This window comes from Sphingobium sp. AS12 (assembly GCF_019097845.1).
Classification (GTDB): domain Bacteria; phylum Pseudomonadota; class Alphaproteobacteria; order Sphingomonadales; family Sphingomonadaceae; genus Sphingobium.
In genome coordinates this window covers 50,184-69,630 of sequence record NZ_JAHRGM010000020.1, presented here as the reverse complement: position 1 = coordinate 69,630, position 19,447 = coordinate 50,184, and the positions used below count along the sequence as shown (strand labels likewise).

The 19,447-nt window shown below is 60.5% G+C and carries 14 protein-coding genes and 1 pseudogene; 4 read left to right on the top strand and 11 right to left on the bottom strand.

Annotated features, from left to right (window positions below; all coding sequences use genetic code 11):
- Together istB (KRZ98_RS07965) and istB (KRZ98_RS07960) are read left to right on the top strand one after the other, a co-directional pair.
- On the top strand, positions 1 to 725 hold a 725-nt coding region (gene istB, locus KRZ98_RS07965; protein ID WP_217673099.1), incomplete at its 5' end, for an IS21-like element helper ATPase IstB.
- Between the two features lie 197 nt (positions 726 to 922).
- Positions 923 to 1,651 (top strand): IS21-like element helper ATPase IstB, encoded by a 729-nt coding sequence (gene istB / locus KRZ98_RS07960; protein ID WP_011950770.1) that lies wholly within the window; start codon positions 923 to 925, stop codon positions 1,649 to 1,651.
- 399 nt (positions 1,652 to 2,050) lie between these two features.
- On the opposite strand, the gene KRZ98_RS07955 is transcribed toward istB (KRZ98_RS07960), so the two are convergent.
- The 5 genes from KRZ98_RS07955 to KRZ98_RS07935 form a co-directional block, all read right to left on the bottom strand.
- Positions 2,051 to 2,806 (bottom strand): S9 family peptidase, encoded by a 756-nt coding sequence (locus KRZ98_RS07955; RefSeq protein WP_217673098.1) that lies wholly within the window; start codon positions 2,804 to 2,806, stop codon positions 2,051 to 2,053.
- Positions 2,803 to 3,915, bottom strand: coding sequence for a DUF3182 family protein (locus KRZ98_RS07950; protein WP_217673097.1), 1,113 nt, complete (start codon positions 3,913 to 3,915; stop codon positions 2,803 to 2,805). The genes KRZ98_RS07955 and KRZ98_RS07950 overlap by 4 nt, the downstream gene beginning before the upstream one ends.
- A gap of 524 nt (positions 3,916 to 4,439) precedes the next feature.
- A complete protein-coding gene (locus KRZ98_RS24030; protein WP_254798197.1) occupies positions 4,440 to 5,531 on the bottom strand; it encodes a hypothetical protein in 1,092 nt (363 codons plus the stop codon).
- 93 nt (positions 5,532 to 5,624) lie between these two features.
- Positions 5,625 to 6,263, bottom strand: coding sequence for an FMN-binding negative transcriptional regulator (locus tag KRZ98_RS07940; RefSeq protein ID WP_217673096.1), 639 nt, complete (start codon positions 6,261 to 6,263; stop codon positions 5,625 to 5,627).
- A gap of 11 nt (positions 6,264 to 6,274) precedes the next feature.
- A complete protein-coding gene (locus tag KRZ98_RS07935; protein WP_217673095.1) occupies positions 6,275 to 6,895 on the bottom strand; it encodes a LysE/ArgO family amino acid transporter in 621 nt (206 codons plus the stop codon).
- Between the two features lie 72 nt (positions 6,896 to 6,967).
- Here KRZ98_RS07935 and KRZ98_RS07930 point away from each other — a divergent pair, with 72 nt between their 5' ends.
- Positions 6,968 to 7,867 (top strand): LysR family transcriptional regulator ArgP, encoded by a 900-nt coding sequence (locus KRZ98_RS07930; RefSeq protein WP_217673094.1) that lies wholly within the window; start codon positions 6,968 to 6,970, stop codon positions 7,865 to 7,867.
- A 77-nt stretch (positions 7,868 to 7,944) separates the two neighbouring features.
- Here KRZ98_RS07930 and KRZ98_RS07925 read toward each other — a convergent pair whose 3' ends face one another.
- Positions 7,945 to 9,225: a sodium:proton antiporter gene (locus KRZ98_RS07925; RefSeq protein ID WP_217673093.1), complete on the bottom strand. Its 1,281-nt coding sequence runs from the start codon at positions 9,223 to 9,225 to the stop codon at positions 7,945 to 7,947.
- A 196-nt stretch (positions 9,226 to 9,421) separates the two neighbouring features.
- On the opposite strand from KRZ98_RS07925, the pseudogene KRZ98_RS07920 reads away from it, so the two are divergent.
- Positions 9,422 to 9,816: pseudogene (locus KRZ98_RS07920) on the top strand (IS110 family transposase); the annotation flags it as partial.
- A 651-nt stretch (positions 9,817 to 10,467) separates the two neighbouring features.
- Here the strand turns inward: KRZ98_RS07920 and htpG are convergent.
- The 5 genes from htpG to KRZ98_RS07895 form a co-directional block, all read right to left on the bottom strand.
- Complete coding sequence (htpG, locus tag KRZ98_RS07915) at positions 10,468 to 12,348, bottom strand: molecular chaperone HtpG (protein WP_217673092.1); 1,881 nt, start codon at positions 12,346 to 12,348, stop codon at positions 10,468 to 10,470.
- 606 nt (positions 12,349 to 12,954) lie between these two features.
- Positions 12,955 to 16,272, bottom strand: coding sequence for an error-prone DNA polymerase (locus KRZ98_RS07910; protein ID WP_217673091.1), 3,318 nt, complete (start codon positions 16,270 to 16,272; stop codon positions 12,955 to 12,957).
- Positions 16,269 to 17,822, bottom strand: a complete 1,554-nt coding sequence (locus KRZ98_RS07905) for a DNA polymerase Y family protein (protein ID WP_217673090.1) — start codon at positions 17,820 to 17,822, stop codon at positions 16,269 to 16,271. Before KRZ98_RS07905 ends, KRZ98_RS07910 begins: the two co-directional genes overlap by 4 nt.
- The gene (locus tag KRZ98_RS07900; RefSeq protein WP_217673089.1) at positions 17,743 to 18,474 is read right to left on the bottom strand and encodes an ImuA family protein; all 732 of its coding nucleotides are present in this window, start codon (positions 18,472 to 18,474) and stop codon (positions 17,743 to 17,745) included. The genes KRZ98_RS07905 and KRZ98_RS07900 overlap by 80 nt, the downstream gene beginning before the upstream one ends.
- 699 nt (positions 18,475 to 19,173) lie before the next feature.
- Positions 19,174 to 19,320, bottom strand: a complete 147-nt coding sequence (locus KRZ98_RS07895; RefSeq protein WP_217673105.1) for a hypothetical protein — start codon at positions 19,318 to 19,320, stop codon at positions 19,174 to 19,176.
- Positions 19,321 to 19,447: the final 127 nt, after the last annotated feature.

Genomic DNA, 19,447 nt, shown 5'->3' with positions numbered 1-19,447 from the left:
CCATCGACATATTGCTGAACGAAGAACTGTCGCTCCGGGAGAACCGCAGGATCAAGGCAGCCCTGCGCATGGCAAGGCTGCCGATCATCAAGACGCTGGACGGATATGACTTCTCCTTCCAGCCATCGCTCGACCGGAACCGCATCCTGGCGCTCGCTGGCCTGGACTTCATCAACCGGGCCGAGGTGGTGCATCTGCTGGGCCCGCCCGGTACCGGGAAAAGCCATATCGCCACGGCCCTTGCCGTCGAGGCCGTGAAGGCGGGCAAGAGCGTCTACTTCATCCCGCTCGCCGATCTGATCGCTTCACTGACCAAGGCTGAACGCGAGGGCACGTTGCGTGAGAAGATCCGCTTCCTATGCCGATCCTCCCTGCTCGTCGTCGACGAGATCGGGTATCTTCCCGTCACGCCCGGCGGCGGCAATCTCTTCTTCCAGCTCGTCAACGCCCGATACGAAAAGGGTGCCATGATCCTGACATCCAACCGCGGCTTCGCCGAATGGGGTGATGTCTTTGGCGATCCGGTGGTGGCCACCGCGCTGCTCGACCGCCTTCTTCACCACGCTGTGGTCGTCCAGATCGAGGGCTCCAGCTATCGCATGCGACAGCACGCCGACCTGCTGCCTGAGCATGCGCGCATGGCACCGTCCATCAACCCACCGCCCTTGCCGAAACGGCGCGGCCGCCTGCCAGCAAAGGAAAAGCCCGATCTCCATCACGGCTGATCACCGACACAAACCCTCCCGCCAAACGAGGGAATTTTAGATGCCCACTTTTGCGGAATCTTCGGTGCCCGTTGACAACATCCTGGCACGACGCCGGGAGCCTCCGCGTCCGCTAACGATCATCACCTCCGAGGATAGCGCCTTGCGCCATCCCCCGATCGCCGACTGTGCCCGTTACGACCAGCTGAGGACCTTCGATGCAGCGGCATGATATGATCGAGGCCATGCGCGGCCTTGGTCTCAAAGGCATGGCGGGCGCGTTCGACGATGCCGTCACCACCGGCCTTCAGCGCCAGCGCACCACCATGGAGATACTGACCGACCTCCTGCGAGCGGAGGCGACGCATCGTCATGCCGCGTCGATCCGATACCGGATGGCCGCTGCCAAGCTGCCAGTCGTAAAGGACATCGATGCCTTCCGGTTCGAGGGTACCCCGATCAACGAGGGGCTTGTGCGTTCATTGCACAGCGGCGCGTTCCTGCCCGCACGGCGCAATATCGTCCTGGTCGGCGGCACAGGCACAGGAAAAACCCATCTGGCCATCGCCATCACCGCCAATGTAGTGCGCTCCGGCGCCCGAGGCCGCTACTTCAACACGGTCGATCTGGTGACCCGCCTCGAAGAGGAGGCCAGGATCGGCAAGAGTGGCGCTCTCGCCGCCCAGCTATCCCGCCTCGATCTCATCGTGCTCGATGAACTGGGGTATCTGCCGTTCGCTCGATCGGGCGGCCAGTTGCTGTTCCACCTGATCAGCAAACTCTATGAGCAGACCAGTGTCATCATCACCACCAACCTCGCCTTTGGCGAGTGGCCCACCGTGTTCGGCGATCCCAAGATGACAACCGCGCTCCTCGATCGCGTCACCCATCATTGCGACATTGTCGAGACCGGCAATGACAGCTGGCGCTTCAAAAACCGCAGCTGATCCGCCCCAGCAGCGATCAATTAGAAGATGTTTTGCGCTGCGCGCGCCTCCGGTCGGGCTACGCCCTCCCTACGCCGCGCGCAGCGCAAGGAAGCCCGTCACATCAACGTTCCGCCATCCTGACAGGGGGTCCCGTTTGCACGCCGATTGACAGCCATCGTTCAAGCCGGCGGTGAAGCGCCCAGATGGCGCCCGCGTCCACAAGCGTTATCACTCTCCTGCAACGCCGTGCCAGCGCCTGTTCGACGATCCGCGAACGAATAATGCTACCCGAACGGCTCCGGATCATGCAGGAGGGGCTTGATCCGGTTCGGTTGCTGCGCGATATCAGGTCCGCGCAGCAGCGGTTGGTCGCGCTCGCCGACATTACGGTCCCAACCAAAGTATTGGCTGTAATAATCAGATTGTCAGTCGCACTGCCCGGACCATTTCGTCTATCCAACCAGTTAAAAGGGTTGCATAGGTTCGCTGGTGGTTCTTATCGCGCATGGCGTGGGTAGCGCCGTGAATGATGCGATGGGTGAGTGAGTTGGCTCGACGGAACGCACCCTGCATCGAGATTATGGCTTCGCGGGGAATTTGCTCGTCTTTCTCACACTCGACAATCAGCACGTCGCCGCAGAAATTTGCGCAGGCTGATAGGGCGCGGTCCGCGCCAGCGTCATGGGATTGTTCACGGTACGCCCGCACGACATCCTTATTAAGCTTCGCCTTGGGCATATCCCAATCATCGTCAGGATAGAGGGCAGGCACCCTCATAGCCAACCATCGCACTGGACGATGCGCTGTTAGCAACATAGCCAGGTAACCACCGTAACTCGTACCTACGACGCCAATTGCATTCGTGTCGACAAGTGGGTTCGCCGCGAGGTAATCATAAGCGGCGAGCACATCATTGAGTCCGTCCTGCCGTGTTACCCACTCCTTGTCAGCGTCACTATCGGCATGCCCACGAAGATCGAAGGTGAAACAGACACATCCAAGCCGCGCAAGCGCCTCGGCATGTCCCAGATCCTCGGCTTGGTCGCCACCCCACCCGTGTATGAATAGAACGCCAGGGACGGGCACTTCCGGTTGCAGTAGCGTGCCAACTACCTTCTGTTTTTCTACCGTGAGGGCCACCCCATTTTCGTCAATCTCACTTGGGTCGCTCATGCGTACCTCATAGCGTATTTGGTCATTGCACCGACGACCGGATCGACGCCTTGATAGTAAAGTGTCGCGCCAGCGGGCAGCGTTACAATGTCATAGACCTCAACCGTCGAGCATCGCACCTGCGTCGTATTGGGCTCTGCGCGAAAGGCTTCCAAAGCCGCAATCTCCGCGCCGCTTGCACCCCCTACCCGCCAGGATTGCTCAAGCACGCCGATGCGCCGATCACCATGGATGTCGGTGCCTTCAATCACATCGTAATTTCGCCGGGTCAGGATAATATCAGGATAGGCGGCATGCGCCGCCCTATCGAAGATCGCCGCGCAGCGCACTGCTTGGGTAACGTGTTCAGGGAGGTCTAACTTCGCCAGAGCGGCAAGGCCTCCCCGCACGACGAACAGATCAGAACCGGCATATACTTCGCGACCCTGATGATCAGTGGTGAGGTTCTGACTGCCCCAGTAGCTGATGGTTTCACCACCAAGTTCCACGACGCCGACGCTGTAGGTCACCACGTCAGCGAGGTTCTCCTCCAGCACGATGCCGTAGCGGGCAAGATCGTCGGCATCTTCAAGAGCAAGGGCAGCGTCAAGCTCGGCCTCGCTACGTATTACGGCCTGGCCGAGGCCGGCCTTGCCGCATACGTCTTTGATCCGCACCGGCCCCTTGGCAAGGAGGAGGCGACCAGCTTTGGCCGCATCCGAATGGCTGAAGGCGGTATAGCCTGGCAGAGCGGCATCGCCCAAGAGCCTGGCCATTTCAAAAGACCACTCCTGGGGTCGCTGGGCATTTTCATCGACTAGACCATGCGCAATGCCCTTCGTGCCGATAAAGAAAGCCGGCACGACCCCTCCAAGAATGTCGCTTCGATCGAAAATGCCTGCCTCCGTAGCCGCACCTTCCTCAAGCGCGTCGCCAGGCACTAGCAATGCATTCGTCTTCGCTGCCTCATCGGCACCCATTGGAGCCAGCAGCGGTTGCTCCAGCAGCGATGCGATGCGGTCGAGCAGCACCGCGCGCGATGCCCTGTCATGAACGTTTCCTTCTGACGCGTCCTGATTGACGAGCGCGGCGACGCCCCTTGGCTGCCATGGGAGAATGCCCGTGGCCAAGGGCGCAGATGTCGCCAGTGAGCGAGACTTGAAAGCGTTCAACATGCCGTTCACCCTGCTAGAAGGAATTACGACAACGTACGGCTGCGACGCGGGTTCAACTATGTTCTTTGCCACTATGTGAATTTTCAGACAAATTTAGATACGACGTTTTGAAAACGGACGGGCTGAGACCGTAAGCCAACCTCCGCCGCGCCGATCAAAAAGTCGGATGGCGCCCGGTAACGCGCATACCTGGCAGCTGTTCGCCCAACTTGTTGCTCTATGCTGCCAGGTTGCCACCAACAGGCAAGTCCAAATTCACGAGTGCCGAGTGCTTCGACCACCGGTCAAAATTGATCCCAATTAATTGCGTCGTATACTGGCGAACGAGCGCTGTGAGGCGTCGCAACTCTCCAACCAAAACCATACGATCAATATGTTCCGCCAATAACAACACCGACGGAATAGCGGACGGACCGCAACTGATTATCGGAATTTGCCCGTTAAACGTCTCCAAAGGGTCGACCTATGCCTGTCGATCTCTAACGGCGCATGGCAAATGCAGCCATGCCTGTCGCTTCGTCGGTCATGAAGAGATAGGCGTCCGTCCCAGGCTTGCGGTCTTTGTTGATCGACTTTGCCGTTACAGAGCCGTCCTTGTCCTGATGAGCAGCCAGCCAAGTCTGCGCCTTCATGAGCGCGGCGGCGCTGGTCACGCCTCCTGCTTCACGTAGAATGACCGCTACTATGGCAGTGGCATATCCGTCGCTCTCTTGCGGAAGGCTAGAGCCGTCGATCCTCTGCCAGGTCGACAGGCTTGGTAAATTCCATCCGCCGTCTGCTTGCTGGCAAGCGACCAGATCCGAAACGATCCTGTTCCGCTCATCCGCAGCTAATATGCCGCCAAGCTGGCTGTCGGCCCACAGGATGAGAGCGTGGGAATACAGCGAGCCGCCGATGCCTGTGCGCAGATAGCCGCGAAGTGCATCAACCTGCGGAGCAACCACCGGATCGGCGGCATACCCGTCCGGCGCACGCGCGACAGCCAGCGCGGCTAGTGTCGCCCCCCAATAGGTCGCGGTCGGAGACTCGAAGGGTTCCAGCCGGAAGTTGAGCCAGGTAAAGCCGCCCTTCTGATCGCCCGCCTTCATCTGCACGCCCCACATGTTGGCGAAGGCCTGTCGCGTGTCCGGTCCAAGGTGGCCGCGTTCCTGATCCCGCGTCGCCAGTATTAGCGCGTTAAGTACGGCTTCGACGCCGCGCGATTCCGCCGACTTGGGTACGCCGCGTGTCTGGTCGGGATAGAATGGCTCTACTTCATCCCAGAGATAGACCCGCTTCACCACGTCATCGAACATTCCCATCTCATCGATGCTTCGCTGTTGCTTGCCTGACTGGTTGCGGAGCGATGGCATCGCAAGGACATGGGGCAAGGAGGTGTGGCAGGATACACAGCGTGTACCATGGTCCCGCTCGGCCTTGGGCCATTGACGCCACCAAGTGAGGCGATTGTCCAGATAGGTGGCTGCCGCTGTGCCATTCCAGGCCGACTTCTTTGTTGGCACGGCGTCTCCACGCGCGACCATCACCATGGCGAGTAGAACGGCGGAAGAAATGAGCGGCCAGCGTGTCATGCAGCGTTCCCGACGATGAGAGAAAAATGATAGCGAAGAGGTGCATTGGCACCATGGGTCATTCGACGTAATTCGCCTGAACGGGTGAGGATTTCATGCCTTGCTGTCGGCTAGGCTGTGCATGATCAAAGCCATCGGCGAGAGTGAGTTCTGGGCCATCAATCCGTCAATCACGCCAGCCTTGTTCGAGGCCGGATGGTTTTGGCTGGCCTTCCACTTACCCTCGATCCGGTCGATCGCGATTTCGATGCCGGTGATGCCTTTAAGCTGGCCCTCAATATAGGATGCTGGCGCATCGGCGACGGACCATGGCTCGGGTTGATATTGCTCCTGCTGCCCGGTCAGAGCATCGATCTGCACCCTAAGCCAGTCGGGGTCGTCAATGATGGCCGGCCGCCCTCTCGCCTGCACCATGACATAATTCCAGGTTGGAACGACTTTGCCATGCACCCGCTTGGTGGGATACCAGGACGGCGAGACATAGGCCTGTGGTCCCTGAAAGATCACCAGCGCTTCAGCGCCCGCACGAAGGTCCGCAAGCTGCGAATTTGCCTTCGCCAGATGTGCCTGCAGCACCCCTCTTTCGCCAGCGTCGGACTGCAGCGTGAAAGGAATGAGGTTGGCGCTGATACCACAAGCGCCCGATGTCACGAGCATGGCGAGCGGATAGGCGACGATCGCTTGATGGAGGATTTCGATGCGATCTTCGCGGAAAGCGGGAGGCCGATACATGGCGCGACCCGTCAGGCTAAGGTGCGCATCAGCAAGGATGCCGCGAGGCAAACCATGGTGATCCCCACGATAGCATCCAGCACGCGCCAGGCCATGGCACGGGCGAACAGCGGCACAAGCAAACGGGCACCGTAGCCCAGCGCGGCGAACCATGTGAAACTGGCTGAAACGGCCCCTGCGACAAAGATCGGCCGCAAGGCAGCGGGCTGAGCCGACCCTGCCGCGCCCATCAGCAAGACCGTATCAAGATAGACGTGCGGATTGAGAAAGGTGAAGCCAGCTGTCGCGGCAATCGCCCTGCCAAGGCTGATGCTGCCGTTTGAGGCTACCGCCATAGCCTCCGGTGCGGCCATGCGTCGCAATGCTTTGAAGCCGTACCAGCCCAGAAAGGCTGCGCCGCCGATTGTTAAAAAGAGCGTCAATTGCGGGACAGCTGCCAGGAAGGCACCGACGCCTGCAACGCCCGCCCCTATTAGCAGAGCGTCTGCGCTGCCGCAGAACAGGACGACTGGCCCGACATGCTCGCGCTTGAGCCCCTGTCGCAGCACAAACAGGTTCTGGGCGCCGATTGCCATGATCAATGCGGCGGACAGCAGGAATCCAGAGAGAAAGGGAGCAAATATGTCAGTCATTCCCTCCATATCCAGCATATGCGTGGTTTAGTATAACTTGTTATTCAAATCTCGATGAAGCAATGCTTCATCATGCTGGATTATTCCTCCCTTGCGGCTGTCGCTGCCGTCGTGCGCGAAGGCAGCTTCGAAAAAGCCGCCGCTCTGCTCAAGATCACCCCCTCGGCGGTATCGCAGCGGGTCAGGGGTTTTGAAGAGCGGTTGGGGATTGCCCTCGTCGTTCGTGGGCAACCTTGTACGGCGACAGAGCAGGGCCGGGAGCTATGTTCACATTTCGACAAAGTGCGTCTGCTTGAAGCAGACCTTCCGATGAGTTTTGCCAATGGAAAGCAGGATAGCTCCCGTCCATCTCTGAGCATTGCGGTCAATGCGGACAGCCTTGCGACATGGTTTCCATATGCCATGGCGGACTTTGCCCGAACGACCGGCATGCTGGTGGATTTGACGCTTGAGGATGAAGGGCACACGGCCGATCGTCTGCGGACCGGCGAAGTGCTTGCTGTTGTCTCGTCCGACCCGGAACCCGTCGCCGGATGCAGAACGATTGCAGTGGGATCGCTCAGCTATGTCGCTTGTGCCAGCCCGGATTTTGTCGCTCGATATTTCCCGAACGGGATCGACGGGGACAGTCTTAACATAGCGCCAGTCATGCGCTTCAACAGGAAAGACCGGCTTCAAGGAAGGTGGGCTAACGCCGCCTTCGGCGCGGATCTGAATGCACCAACGCACTGGATTCCATCGACACAGGGATTTCTCGATCTCGCCTGCGCAGGTCTTGCCTGGGGGCTTCAACCAAAGGCCTTGGCGCAACCGCATATCGACGCGGGTAACTTGGTTGAATTAGTACCCGGAGACACAATGGACGTCCCGCTATTCTGGACAGTATCCCGTCTCCATGCACAAGCCCTTCAGGCCATGACCGAGGCTGTGAGGAATGTCGCCGAGCAACATCTCTATCCTGTAGCGACATGAAAAAACAGACTGACCGGAATCGGGAACGAAAAAGTCGATCATGAATGTCTCATAAGGGTCGATTGGCGACCGGCAAGTCAAAGAGCAGCGGAACCGTTCCCGTCCGGGTCACGCCCATGCCGTCGGTCAAGCATCCGCATGGCGGGAGTGACTGTCAGGCCGTGCAGCAGGATTGAGAGCAAAGCCACCAAACCCACAATCGCCCATAGTCGAGCTCCCTCATCAATCTGCAGATGGTTGAGACCGTACGCGAGATAATAGAATGATCCCACGCCCCGGATCCCGAAGAAAGCGATTGTTCTCTTCTCCGACTGACTTGCCTTGAATCTCGCCAGAGCTATCATGCCGAATAGCGGCCGAACTACCAGCAGGATCGCCAACGCCGCCGCCACGTCGATCCACTGAAGCGGACGGAACAGGCCACTCACAAGCGCGCCGCCAAATAACAGAAGCAGCGCCATCATCGCCAGCCGTTCCACCTGCTCGGTTAAATCGTGCATCTGCCGATTGAACTCATGATCTCGATGAGATCGCCGCAGCGTTAGCGCGGTTACGAACACGGCCAGGAAGCCATAACAGTGCAGGAGCTCGGTGAGACCATAGGACACGAACGTCGCGGAGATCGCGACCAATCCGTCGCCGGTCTTTGACAATCTCGTGTCGGCAGGGACGTGGAAGGTGAGCCACCCAAACAGACGGCCGATCAGCCAGCCACCCAGAACGCCTGCGAAAATTTCCCACAGGACATTGTGCATTAGCCATTGTGCCGCCCAGGGCTCGCCAGTCGTTGCCGCCAATCCCAGAGCGATGGCGAGATGGACGAACGGGAATGCGAAGCCGTCATTCAGCCCCGCCTCGGAGGTAAGTCCGAAACGCACCTCGTCCTCCTCGCCACTCTTGGGCGGGCCCACCTGAACGTCGGAGGCAAGCACGGGGTCGGTGGGTGCCAGACTGGCCGCTAGTAGCAAGGCCGCTACCCACGACAGGCCGAGAAACCACCCGCCGATGGCCGTGATAGCCAGGATGCCCAGCGGCATAGTGACAGCCAACAGGCGCCAGGTGATATTCCATTTTCCCCAGCTGAAAGGTCGGTCAAGTTTTAGGCCGGCTCCCATCAGGGCAATGATCACAACCAGCTCAGTGAAGCGCTCGGTCACCTCGGGGTAGGTGAGAGGCAAGGGCCGCAGCGTGACTGCCGGCATTGAGAATATAATGACGCCAATCCCGATGCAGACGATCGGCAGGGACAGGGGGAGCCGCTTGAGGACCAGGGGGAGCCATGCGACCAGCGCTATCATCAGCCCGGTGCCGGTCAGAATGAGGATATACGGGTCAGGCGCTGAAATAACTTGCTGCATCGACTGTCAACGACGCAGCCGCCTCATCGGCTACATGGCGCGCGTAGGGACGCCAATTTTCGTAGAATTGGTGGACAGGCAAGGTCCGTTTTCTAGTCGTATTTCAAATACCGGATGAGGTGGATGGCTCCCGCTCACGGCATCTAAGTGCCAAGATGGGTTTGCTGTCATGCAACCCGAGAAGGAGCCACCCGCCATGGAGATTAGCACGATCGGCCTCGATTTGGCCAAGAACGTTTTTCAGGTTCACGGTTCAGCGCAACCGGTGAGGTCGTCATTCGCAAGGCGCTGCGGCGATCGCAGATGCTGCCGTTCTTCGAGAAGCTGCCACCCTGCCTAGTAGGCGCCGAGGCCTGCGGGACGTCGCATCACTGGGCGCGCGAATTGACCAGGCTGGGTCATGAGGTGCGGCTGATGCCACCGGCTTACGTAAAGCCTTATGTGAAGCGCGGTAAGAACGATGCCGCCGACGCTGAAGCGATCTGCGAAGCGGTCACACGTCAAACGATGCGGTTCGTGCCCATCAAGTCGCGCGAGCAGCAGGCGGCGTTGTCGCTGCACCGCGTGCGCCAGCTGTTGATCAAGCAGAAACCCAACACGGTCGATCCGCGCTTTGTCGCTCTGCTCGCCAGAAAGCCTGCGCGCGTCGCCTCGGTCGCCATCGCTAACAAGATGGCGCGGATCGCATGGGCGGTCATGGCGCGCGGCGGTGTCTTCGAACGCGGGCATGCGCCTATGCTGGCGGCAGCATAGATCAGGAGCTTGGCTGAGGAGATCAACTTTACGAGGTTGTGAGAGCGAAGGATGTGATGGCAAAACCGGTCGGACCGGGAGCAAGGACAACCCAAGGACTGTCATAGGCGTCATAGCCTGCAAACCCGATCGGACGTTGTTCGCGAACCCCATCAGGGCCAGCAGTCTACACCGACTGCATCAACAGGCCGGACAGACGACTGCACCCGACGGAACGTCAGATCATCACTTTACACTTGCAACGCGGGAGCCATCCACAGACGACAGTCAGGACCTGCGCAGGATAAATTGGCAGTCGGATGACCATAAAGGGTCGTCCCAGGAAGGCAGATTAACGGCTGAGGTCAGGCATTTGACGCTGCCATGACTGCCGGTGCCGACCATTCCCATTACGGGGTCAAGCGATGGTATCCTTATTCCCGCCTCCGGCCGAGCTTTTTACGGCCCGGCCTTGGACAGGCGCCAACCTCGCTGTCGGGCAATGGTCCGTCAGTTCAGCGATTTCGCCATCAATCGCTCCAGCCGCTCCGCAAAAGCGCGAGGATCGGCGGGTGGCTGACCTTCGGCGATGCGCGCCTCGTCGAGGAGCAGGAACGCGAGGTCGCTCCGCTCTTCGTCGCTGGCCCCGGTCTGGCCGAGCTTGGCGATCAGCGTATGGCCGGCATTGACCTCCAGCACTGGCTTTGCCCGCTCGGGGACCTGCCCGGCCGCTGCCAGCATCCGTTCGAGCTGCAGGTCCATCGCGCTTTCTGACGCGACGATGCAGACGGCGCTGGTCGTCAAACGATCGGACACCCTAACGTCGGACACCTGGTCGGCCAAAGCTTTCTTGGCAAAGCTAATGAAGCTGCTCACATCCTCGTTCGGCGCGTCCGCCGCTGCGCTGCCTTCAGCCAGCGGGATTAGGCTAAGGTCAGTCGCGCCTTGGGTCACCGACTTGAAGGGCTTGCCGTCATAATCCACACCAACGGTCGTCCAAAAGCTGTCGACCTGGTCGGGGAGCAACAGAACCTCGATCCCACGCGCCTTGAAACCCTCGAGCTGCGGCGATTGGGCGATGCGATCGAGATCGGTCCCCGTCGCATAATAGATGGCGGTCTGGTTGAGGGACGCAGCATAGTCCTTGAGCGAGCGCCACTGACCGTTCGACGTGCTGGTCTTGAACCGGGCAAGGCCCAGCAACTGCGCGCGCCGCTCGAAATCCTCATAGAGGCCTTCCTTGAGCACCGCTCCGAAATTCTCCCAGATCGCGCCATAGCGGTCAGCATCGCTAGTTGCGATCTTGTCCAGTTCCGACAGGATGCGGTTGCTCACGCCCTTCTGAATCGCGGACAAGACCGGGCTGTCCTGGATCATTTCGCGCGACATGTTGAGCGGCAGGTCGGCGGAGTCCACAAGACCCCGCACAAAGCGCAGGTAGCGAGGCAGGATTTCCGCCTCGTCGGTGATGAAAACACGGCGGACATAGAGCTTGATCCGACCCTTGCGGTCGGGATCGAACAGGTCGAACGGCTTGGTTTCGGGAATGAAAGTCAGCACGGAATATTCGTGCCGCCCCTCCGCGCGATAGTGGAGCGTTAGCGCGGGCTTGTCGAATTGTCCCGCGACGCTGCGGTAGAAGTCTGCATAATCCTCTTCGCTGATGTCCGACTTCGCCTTGGTCCAAAGTGCCGCCCCATCAGCGACCTGGCGCTCTTCCTCTTCGCTACCCAGCTCCTTGATGAAGATGGGCACGGGGACATGGCCCGACTGCGCCTTCACGATCCGCTCGACCGTGTAACGCTCGGCGTAGGTCTTTGCATCGTCCAGCAGATGCAGGGTCACGCGCGTGCCGCGCGCAGGCGCCTCTGCGGTGTCGGCTGGCGCGATCGTGTATGTTCCGAGGCCGTCCGACGACCAGCTGGCGGCCTCATCGGTTCCCGCACGCCGCGACACGACGTCGACGTTCCCCGCCACCATGAAAGCGGAATAGAAGCCGACGCCGAACTGGCCGATCAACTGTTGGCCTTCACCATTCTTGTCAGCGGTCAGCTTGTCCATGAAGGCCTTGGTCCCCGACCGCGCGATCGTGCCCAGCGTCTCCCCCATGTCGGCGGCGCTCATGCCGATACCGTTGTCCTCGACCACGATTGTCCCGGCTTCCTTGTCTAGCACCAGCGTGATGCGCGGCTGGGGATCAGCGCCGAACAGGGCCGGATTGGAAATTGCCTCATAGCGCAGTTTCTCGCACGCGTCGGCCGCGTTGGAGATCAACTCGCGCAGGAATACGTCTTTGTCGGAATAGACCGAGTGCACCATCATGTGCAGCAACTTTGAAACGTCCGCCTCGAAAGCATGCGTTTCAGGGGCGCTCACGGTGTCGGTCGTCATGGGTCTTTGCTCTCTCATATGGCAGACTGTGCGACGGTCAGATGGATCGAATGTGATTTTCATTCAAGAGGTGAGCTTGAAAGCACCGACCTTCCTGGACCTGCCTGTTAAAAGCGGTGCCTGCCAGCATTTCCTCGCTGCCTTTGTTTCACGGCAACCTTGCGCAGTGATTTCTCGGCCTCACCGCCACAATAGGCATCACCATATTCCCTGATTGACGCCTTGTTCAGTTGCGCCAGGGCAGGCCTGTTTTGCAACCGACGCGACACCCAGGGATTTCTCGATCTTGCTGGTGCCGGTCTTGTCTGGGGCGTCATACACCAACCTTTCAGGCCATCACCGACACCATGAAGACCGTCGCCAGGCAGCACCTCTAACCCATGCTAACGTGAAGAAGTAGACTGACTGGAAGCGAGAACGAGAAATTCGGTCATGAATGTCTCTGAAGGGTCGACACCGGTAGGCTTCCGTTTCGGGTTCTGATTAGATCGCGCGGGTCGGCAGCTACAAAAGGCTAATCAAGCAGATCTGGCGACGAGAAATCTCGCAAAACTGCTCTATCACGCCCTCCGATTTTTGTCTGAGCCGATGTCGATGTTGACATTCTCACCGAAAATCCCTTGGCTTCACCTTGATGCCTTCGGTCGGCTGCCCGGGCATGATGCCTGATCCCAGCCGCAGGTCAGGGATGTATATCTCACGCGCTTTTCGACCGAGCAATTTGCTGTCCGGGTCTCGAGGATCAGGTCCGCCGCCACTCTTCGCGCCATCGCCGCGCGCCGGGCGGAAGACGTTGGAAAGATCGCTCCGTTCCCCCACACTTGCCAGCAACCCCGACAGATTTTCTAGCCGCTGGACGATAACGTGAATGACCTCGCCTTCTTTCTGGACCTGACCGCGCACGCCGAGCATGGATGCGCCAAGGACAGTGCCGCGATTGGCCTCGAACACTTTGGTCCACACTACAAGATTTGCGATCCCGGTCTCGTCCTCGATGGTGATGAACATGATACCCTTGGCAGAGCCGGGCCGCTGCCGCACCATGATGATCCCTGCAAGATTGACCCAGCGACCATCGCGGATGTCAGAAAGCGCCGCGCACGGGACCATCTTCCTCGCTGCCAAATCCTCCCTGAGAAAGGTTACCGGATGGGCGCGGAGCGATAGCGCGAAGCTGCGATAGTCTTCCACTACCTCCTGGCCTTCCGCCATCGGCGAGAGCGCGACCTCGGGTTCGACCGCTTCGGCGCGGAGCTTTCCCTCGCGCTCGTCTGCCGCGGCAAAAAGGGGCAGGGGGCTGTCGCGCAACCCTTTCACATCCCACAGGCCAGTGCGGCGGCTGTGCTGGAGCGAGCCAAAGCCATCAGCGTCGCCGATCCGGTTGAGAGCGCCAGCACCCACGCCGGCTCTGCGCTGGATTTCTTCGACTGAAGCATAGGGCTCTGCGCCACGGGCCGAGACGATCGCCGCGCCGTCTGGATTGGCAAGATCGCGGACCATACGCAGCCCAAGGCGCACGGCCTTGTACCGCCGGTTCCCCACTTCAAGCGTGCAGTCCCAGCGACTATGGTTCACATCGACGGGGCGGACCTCAACGCCATGTTCGCGTGCGTCGCGCACGATCTGGGCTGGCGCATAAAAGCCCATGGGTTGAGCGTTCAACAACGCCGCACAGAAGACATCTGGATGATGGCATTTAAGCCAGGAGGAGGCATAGGCGATGAGCGCGAAGCTTGCGGCATGGCTTTCGGGAAAACCATAGGAGCCAAAGCCCTCGATCTGCTTGAAGGTCTGTTCGGCAAAAGCCTGCTCATAGCCGCGCTCGACCATTCCGCCGATGAGCTTGTCGCGAAAATGGCTGACCCCGCCGGTCAGCTTGAACGTCGCCATCGCCCGCCGCAAAAGGTCCGCCTCGCTGGCGGTGAACCCGGCACACTCAATGGCGACCCGCATCGCCTGCTCCTGAAAGAGCGGGACGCCGAGCGTCTTTTCAAGGACCCGGCGCAGCTCCGGCCTGGGATAGCTGACCTTTTCCTTGCCTTCGCGGCGCCTTAGATATGGGTGGACCATGTCGCCCTGGATGGGGCCGGGCCGCACGATGGCGACCTCGACGACCAGGTCATAGAATGTCCTTGGCTTGATACGGGGCAGCATCGCCATCTGCGCCCGGCTTTCGATCTGGAAGACGCCAAGCGTGTCAGCCTTGCGGATCATCGCATAGGTTGCCGGGTCTTCGGCCGGTATCGTGGCGAGGTCGAGGTGGATGTCCTTCTCCTCGCGCAGGAGATCGAAGCCGCGTCGCATGCAGCTGAGCATCCCCAGGGCCAGTACATCCACCTTCATAAACCCCATGAGGTCGATATCATCCTTGTCCCATTCGATGATCTGGCGATCATCCATGCGGGCAGGTTCGATCGGCACCAACTCGTCGAGCCGGTCGCGGGTCAGCACGAAGCCGCCGGGATGCTGCGAGGAATGGCGCGGCGTATCCATGAGCAGACGCGACAGCTCCAGCGTGAGGGCAAGGCGGCGATCGGTCATATCAAGATTGAGCTCGGCGACATGGCGGTCTTGCACACCCTCGCGGCTCCAGCCCCAGACCTGTCCTGACAGCGCGTCTGTGACATCGGTCGACAGGCAAAGCGCCTTGCCGACCTCACGGATCGCGCCTTTGGTACGGAAGCGGGAGATCACGGCAGTCAACGCACTATGGTTGCGGCCATAGGTCTCGTAGATCCATTGGATCACCTCCTCGCGCCGCTCATGCTCGAAATCGACATCGATATCGGGCGGCTCGCGTCGCTCGGCGCTCACGAACCGTTCGAACAGCAGTTCGGTGCGCACCGGATCGATCGAGGTGATGCCAAGGCAGTAGCAGACCGCCGAGTTCGCGGCCGATCCCCGGCCCTGGCACAAAATGTCTTTCGAGCGCGCAAAATTGACGATCGCGTGGACCGTCAGAAAATAGGGTGCGTAATCAAGCTGGGCGATGAGACGCAACTCATGCTCCAGCTGGGCCCTTGTCTTGTCGTCGATGCCGTCTGGATAGCGGGCAGGGGCTTTTGCCCAGGTAAGGCGCTCAAGTTCCTGCTGTGGCGTGCGCCCGCTTTTGCCGATTTCATCAGGATATTGATAACGCAACTCTTCAAGGGAAAAGCGGCATTGTTCGGCGATGGCGACACTTCGCCGAACTGGTCCTGTATCACCCAAATAGCGCTCGAACAGCCGGTCCATCTCGGCGGCGTCCTTAAGGTGCCGGTCGGCCATCTGCTCGCGTCGCTCGCCCAGATCGTCGATCGTGCATTTCTCGCGGATACAGGTCATAACATCCTGCAGCATTCGGCGCTCGGGCATGTGGTAGAGGACATCGCCGGTGGCCACTGTTGCGACGCGCGCCTGCTGTGCCATCTGCGTGAGCCGTCGCAACCGTAACGCGTCGCCGGGCTGCCGCTGCAGGGTCAGCGCGAGGTAGCTGCGTTCCTGAAAGATGGATGAGACGCTGACGAGGTCCGCCTGCGTTTTTGCGTCGTCGCTATCGGGGATGAGGATGGCGATCAGCCCCTCGCTCCACGTGGCGACATCATCCCAATGGAGTTCGCAGCCCCCTTTACCGGCGCGCGATTTGCCGAGCGTCAGCAGACGACAGAGACGGCCATAGGCTGTGCGGTCGGTCGGATAGACAAGCAGACCAGTGCCACAGTAAAGATCCAGCCTGCAGCCGTTGATGACGCGCACGCCCGTCGAACGGCCAGCGTCCCAGGCGCGCACCAATCCCGCCAGACTGTTGCGATCCACGATGCCGACCGCCGGCAGGCCCAGCATGGCGGCGGCGGTCAGGAGTTCCTCAGGCGAGGATGCACCCCGCAGGAAGCTGAAATGGCTCGTCACCTGCAACTCGACATAGCGCTGATCGGCAAGGCTCATGCGAAGGCGCCATGGATGAACCAGGCCATCGGCCCGGTCGACGACCATTGGCCGTCGCCCAAGCGAAACAGCCAGTAGCGCCCGCCGCCCTCGACCTCGACCTGGAAATAGTCGCGCACAAGATAGGGGCTGTCGGCTTCCAGCCCCTTGGCGCGCCACCATTCGCCCTGGAGGCGTTCGGGACCATCGGCCTGGACGACCTTGCGGCGTTTGCCCCGCCAGACGAACTGGGCCGGCGGATGGTCGGGCATCATTGCGATCACCTGGACCGGCTCGGGCGGTTCGATCATGCGGCCCGGGCGCGGCAGGACAGCGTTCCAGCGCCGATCCGCGCCCTCGCGCAGCGCCATTGTGCGCTCGACCGTTCGTTCGGGCATGGCGGACGAGCAGGGCGTCGTGCCGTACAGCCGGTCACGGCCGAAACGGTTCGCCAGCGCGTCGATAAGGGCACCAAGGTCCGGGCCGCGATGCGTATCGCCTGTAAGATCAGTCTGTGCGCTGCGGAGTGGTTCGACGATCGGCGCGATCAGGATCATGGTCTCGATCCCAAGGCCTGGATCTATCCGCTCGATCCTGGGAACCAGGAGCTTTGTCAGATGCCGGGCATCCCTTGTAGGAGATGCCATCCCGATCCTGACGGACTGATATTGGCCATCGACCCGTTCGCAATGGAGGTCGAGGCGCCGCGCGCCGGTACCGTCCCGCATCAACGCAGCGCAAATGTCGTCGGTGAGATCGCCGATGACCTTCGCGATGGCGTCGGCCGTACCGATGGGTTCAAGAAGCCCGCGGCGCGCCTGGGGCAGTGACGGCGGGAAGATCGGGGCCATCGCCTCTGGCGCATGGCCAAGGGCCTGGTCGAGGCGGCGGTAGAGTTCATGTCCGTAGCGGCGCGCAATGGGACCGCGCGGCTCGGCAATGAGTTGCTCGATCCGGGTGAAGCCCATCTTGTGCAGATCGCTTGCCACTTTTGCCGGGATGCGCAGGGCGGCAAGGGGTAGGAGGCCGACCGCCTTCTTCTGGTCTCCAGGAACAATGATAACCGGGCGACCGGCAGGGACATGGCGCGCGACCGCATGCGCGCAGCCTGCCGTGTCAGCAACAGCGATCTGTGCTGTAAGGCCCGAGCCGTTCACCCGGCGGAACAGGTCCTTGACCAGCGCTTCCTCGCCGCCGAACAGTTCGCTGCATCCGCTGATGTCGAGCCATAGGCCATCGGGGTAATCGACCGCGACGAAGGGGGCGTAGCGCTGCCCTGCCCACAAGGCGAGCCGCTCAAGCCCTTGCGCGTCGGCCGCTTCGTCTGCATCGAGCACGTCAAGATCGGGCACCAGGGTCCTTGCCTTGGTGACGCTCATGCTGGGCGTGATGCCAAGGCTGCGGCCAAGCACGTCCACCGCCGCGATCAGCTTGCGACCGTGCGATTCTATGGCCGTGACAAGCGGCGGCCGGGATGGCGCTGCGTTCGCCTCAGACGGCGATACGCCACGCTTCCTGCTGATCCGGTCTGTCGACCAGTATGGCAGGTAGAGCGAGACGACCCTGCGCATCGCAGGCCTCCACTATCCAGCTTTTAGGTTCTGCGCCGCGGACGCGCTCGAGCGCGACCGACCAGCGCGGGCGGGCAAGGGCAGGGATGCCCAGATTCTCGCTGGGGGACGCCGTAACGCGCCATCGTGTCTGCGCTGCGGAGCCCTCCAGCAGCGCATCAGCTTTCGCGGCGCGACGCAGGATGAACGCGGTCACCCCGGACCCTTCTGCAGCAAGCTGCAGCCGTTTCGACGCGGTCGTCGAGAGCTTTGAGACCTCGCCCACAACGCCGGCGATGCCAGCCACGCGCAGGCAATCTTCCATCGCGATCAGCGCGCCCTTGTCATCGCCAGGCTCGACGATGGTCAGGCGGTCAGGATGAAGGCCTGCAAGGTCGAGGGCAGGGGTGAACAAATCGCGCCAGCGCAGACACCAGAAAACCGGGCCTTCCATGCGCGCCAATATGCCTGCGATGAATATCGTTGCGGCTGCGTCGTCGCAAATGTCGAGAGAGCCCAGAACCTCATGCAATGCGCCGGTTGCAAGACCATTTCCGGGCAGATGATCGTCGATGTCGTCAAGGCCGAAAGGATGGACGCCATGACGGCACCCATCGCCCGTCACATGGGCGATCGACGAACGCAAATCCTCGAGGATGGCATTGCGGGGCATTCCTTGGTCTCATCGGTCTAACAGTGTGTTCCCTTTCTGTTCTCCATGACTCCCCGGACTGTCAAGTTAGTCGAGCGCATGTTTCGGGGTGAACGAGGTCCTGCTTGGGGCATCCGACGGATCCAACGTCATGAATTCCCTGAATCGTTTCGCAACGCGATCGTGAGTTCAAAAAATATTAAGCGCGAGAGAAAATCGAGGGGCGATGCCCGAATCGAAATCGCCAAATCATTCGGTCGCTGTTCGCCGTGTTCGCATTCCGAATCGGGGACGATCAAAGAGATGCAGATGTCTGTTTCCCACCACTCGAAACAGGAGAGATCAGGCTGGTGACGAGTTCATCCGGCGTTCCGAAGCTGGGAACCAGGCGGGTTCACCCGGCAGTTTCGAAAATCGATATCGTTATCGAGTACCAAAGCGACTATCTCGCCATCTATGATCAGGGCAGCGCCTGTTGCTTCAAACCGTCGCCCAAGCGATGAGTCCCTTGGCCTGAGCGCGACCGTCCGCCTCCCGATCGTTACGAGCGCGCCATCCGGGCTGATCTTGGCAAGGAAGGTTCGACCGCCGTCGCAATATATGGTCAGCTGCTCGCTGTTCGATGCGCAGGCTGCGGCCGGAACAGCGGCGACAAGCAGGGCAGGGAGGAGAAGGCGTCCCATCGAAACAGATGCTCCATGGGAGGGGCCCACGCGAAGCTTAACCTTCCGGCTCCTGCGGCGTTCCGTGCGACAGCGCATCGACGATCATGGCGACAAGCGTTTCTTCGGCCCGTCCACGGGCATTGAGGTCCTTTGACGACAGGTCGTGGCGAAGCCATTGCGGCGCGCGCGCAATGACACGCATGATGAGCTCGGAAGTCTCTTGGTCCATTTGGACCCTATGGGTGGTCGCGTGGAGACAAGCAATCATCAAGGTGACACCCAAAAGGCGATCGTGATGAAAGCAGGGGACGCATAAAAAAGCCCCGCCA

What these genes read in the sequence shown, in the direction of transcription:
- KRZ98_RS07895 (WP_217673105.1), bottom strand. Translation starts at nt 19,320, where the DNA reads ATGCGTGTCATTGCGCGCGCGCCGCAATGGCTTCGCCACGACCTGTCG.
- KRZ98_RS07905 (WP_217673090.1), bottom strand. Translation starts at nt 17,822, where the DNA reads ATGCGCAGGGTCGTCTCGCTCTACCTGCCATACTGGTCGACAGACCGG.
- KRZ98_RS07940 (WP_217673096.1), bottom strand. Translation starts at nt 6,263, where the DNA reads ATGTATCGGCCTCCCGCTTTCCGCGAAGATCGCATCGAAATCCTCCAT.
- KRZ98_RS24030 (WP_254798197.1), bottom strand. Translation starts at nt 5,531, where the DNA reads ATGACACGCTGGCCGCTCATTTCTTCCGCCGTTCTACTCGCCATGGTG.
- KRZ98_RS07935 (WP_217673095.1), bottom strand. Translation starts at nt 6,895, where the DNA reads ATGACTGACATATTTGCTCCCTTTCTCTCTGGATTCCTGCTGTCCGCC.
- htpG (WP_217673092.1), bottom strand. Translation starts at nt 12,348, where the DNA reads ATGACGACCGACACCGTGAGCGCCCCTGAAACGCATGCTTTCGAGGCG.
- istB (WP_011950770.1), top strand. Translation starts at nt 923, where the DNA reads ATGCAGCGGCATGATATGATCGAGGCCATGCGCGGCCTTGGTCTCAAA.
- KRZ98_RS07955 (WP_217673098.1), bottom strand. Translation starts at nt 2,806, where the DNA reads ATGAGCGACCCAAGTGAGATTGACGAAAATGGGGTGGCCCTCACGGTA.
- KRZ98_RS07900 (WP_217673089.1), bottom strand. Translation starts at nt 18,474, where the DNA reads ATGCCCCGCAATGCCATCCTCGAGGATTTGCGTTCGTCGATCGCCCAT.
- KRZ98_RS07930 (WP_217673094.1), top strand. Translation starts at nt 6,968, where the DNA reads ATGCTGGATTATTCCTCCCTTGCGGCTGTCGCTGCCGTCGTGCGCGAA.
- KRZ98_RS07925 (WP_217673093.1), bottom strand. Translation starts at nt 9,225, where the DNA reads ATGCAGCAAGTTATTTCAGCGCCTGACCCGTATATCCTCATTCTGACC.
- KRZ98_RS07910 (WP_217673091.1), bottom strand. Translation starts at nt 16,272, where the DNA reads ATGAGCCTTGCCGATCAGCGCTATGTCGAGTTGCAGGTGACGAGCCAT.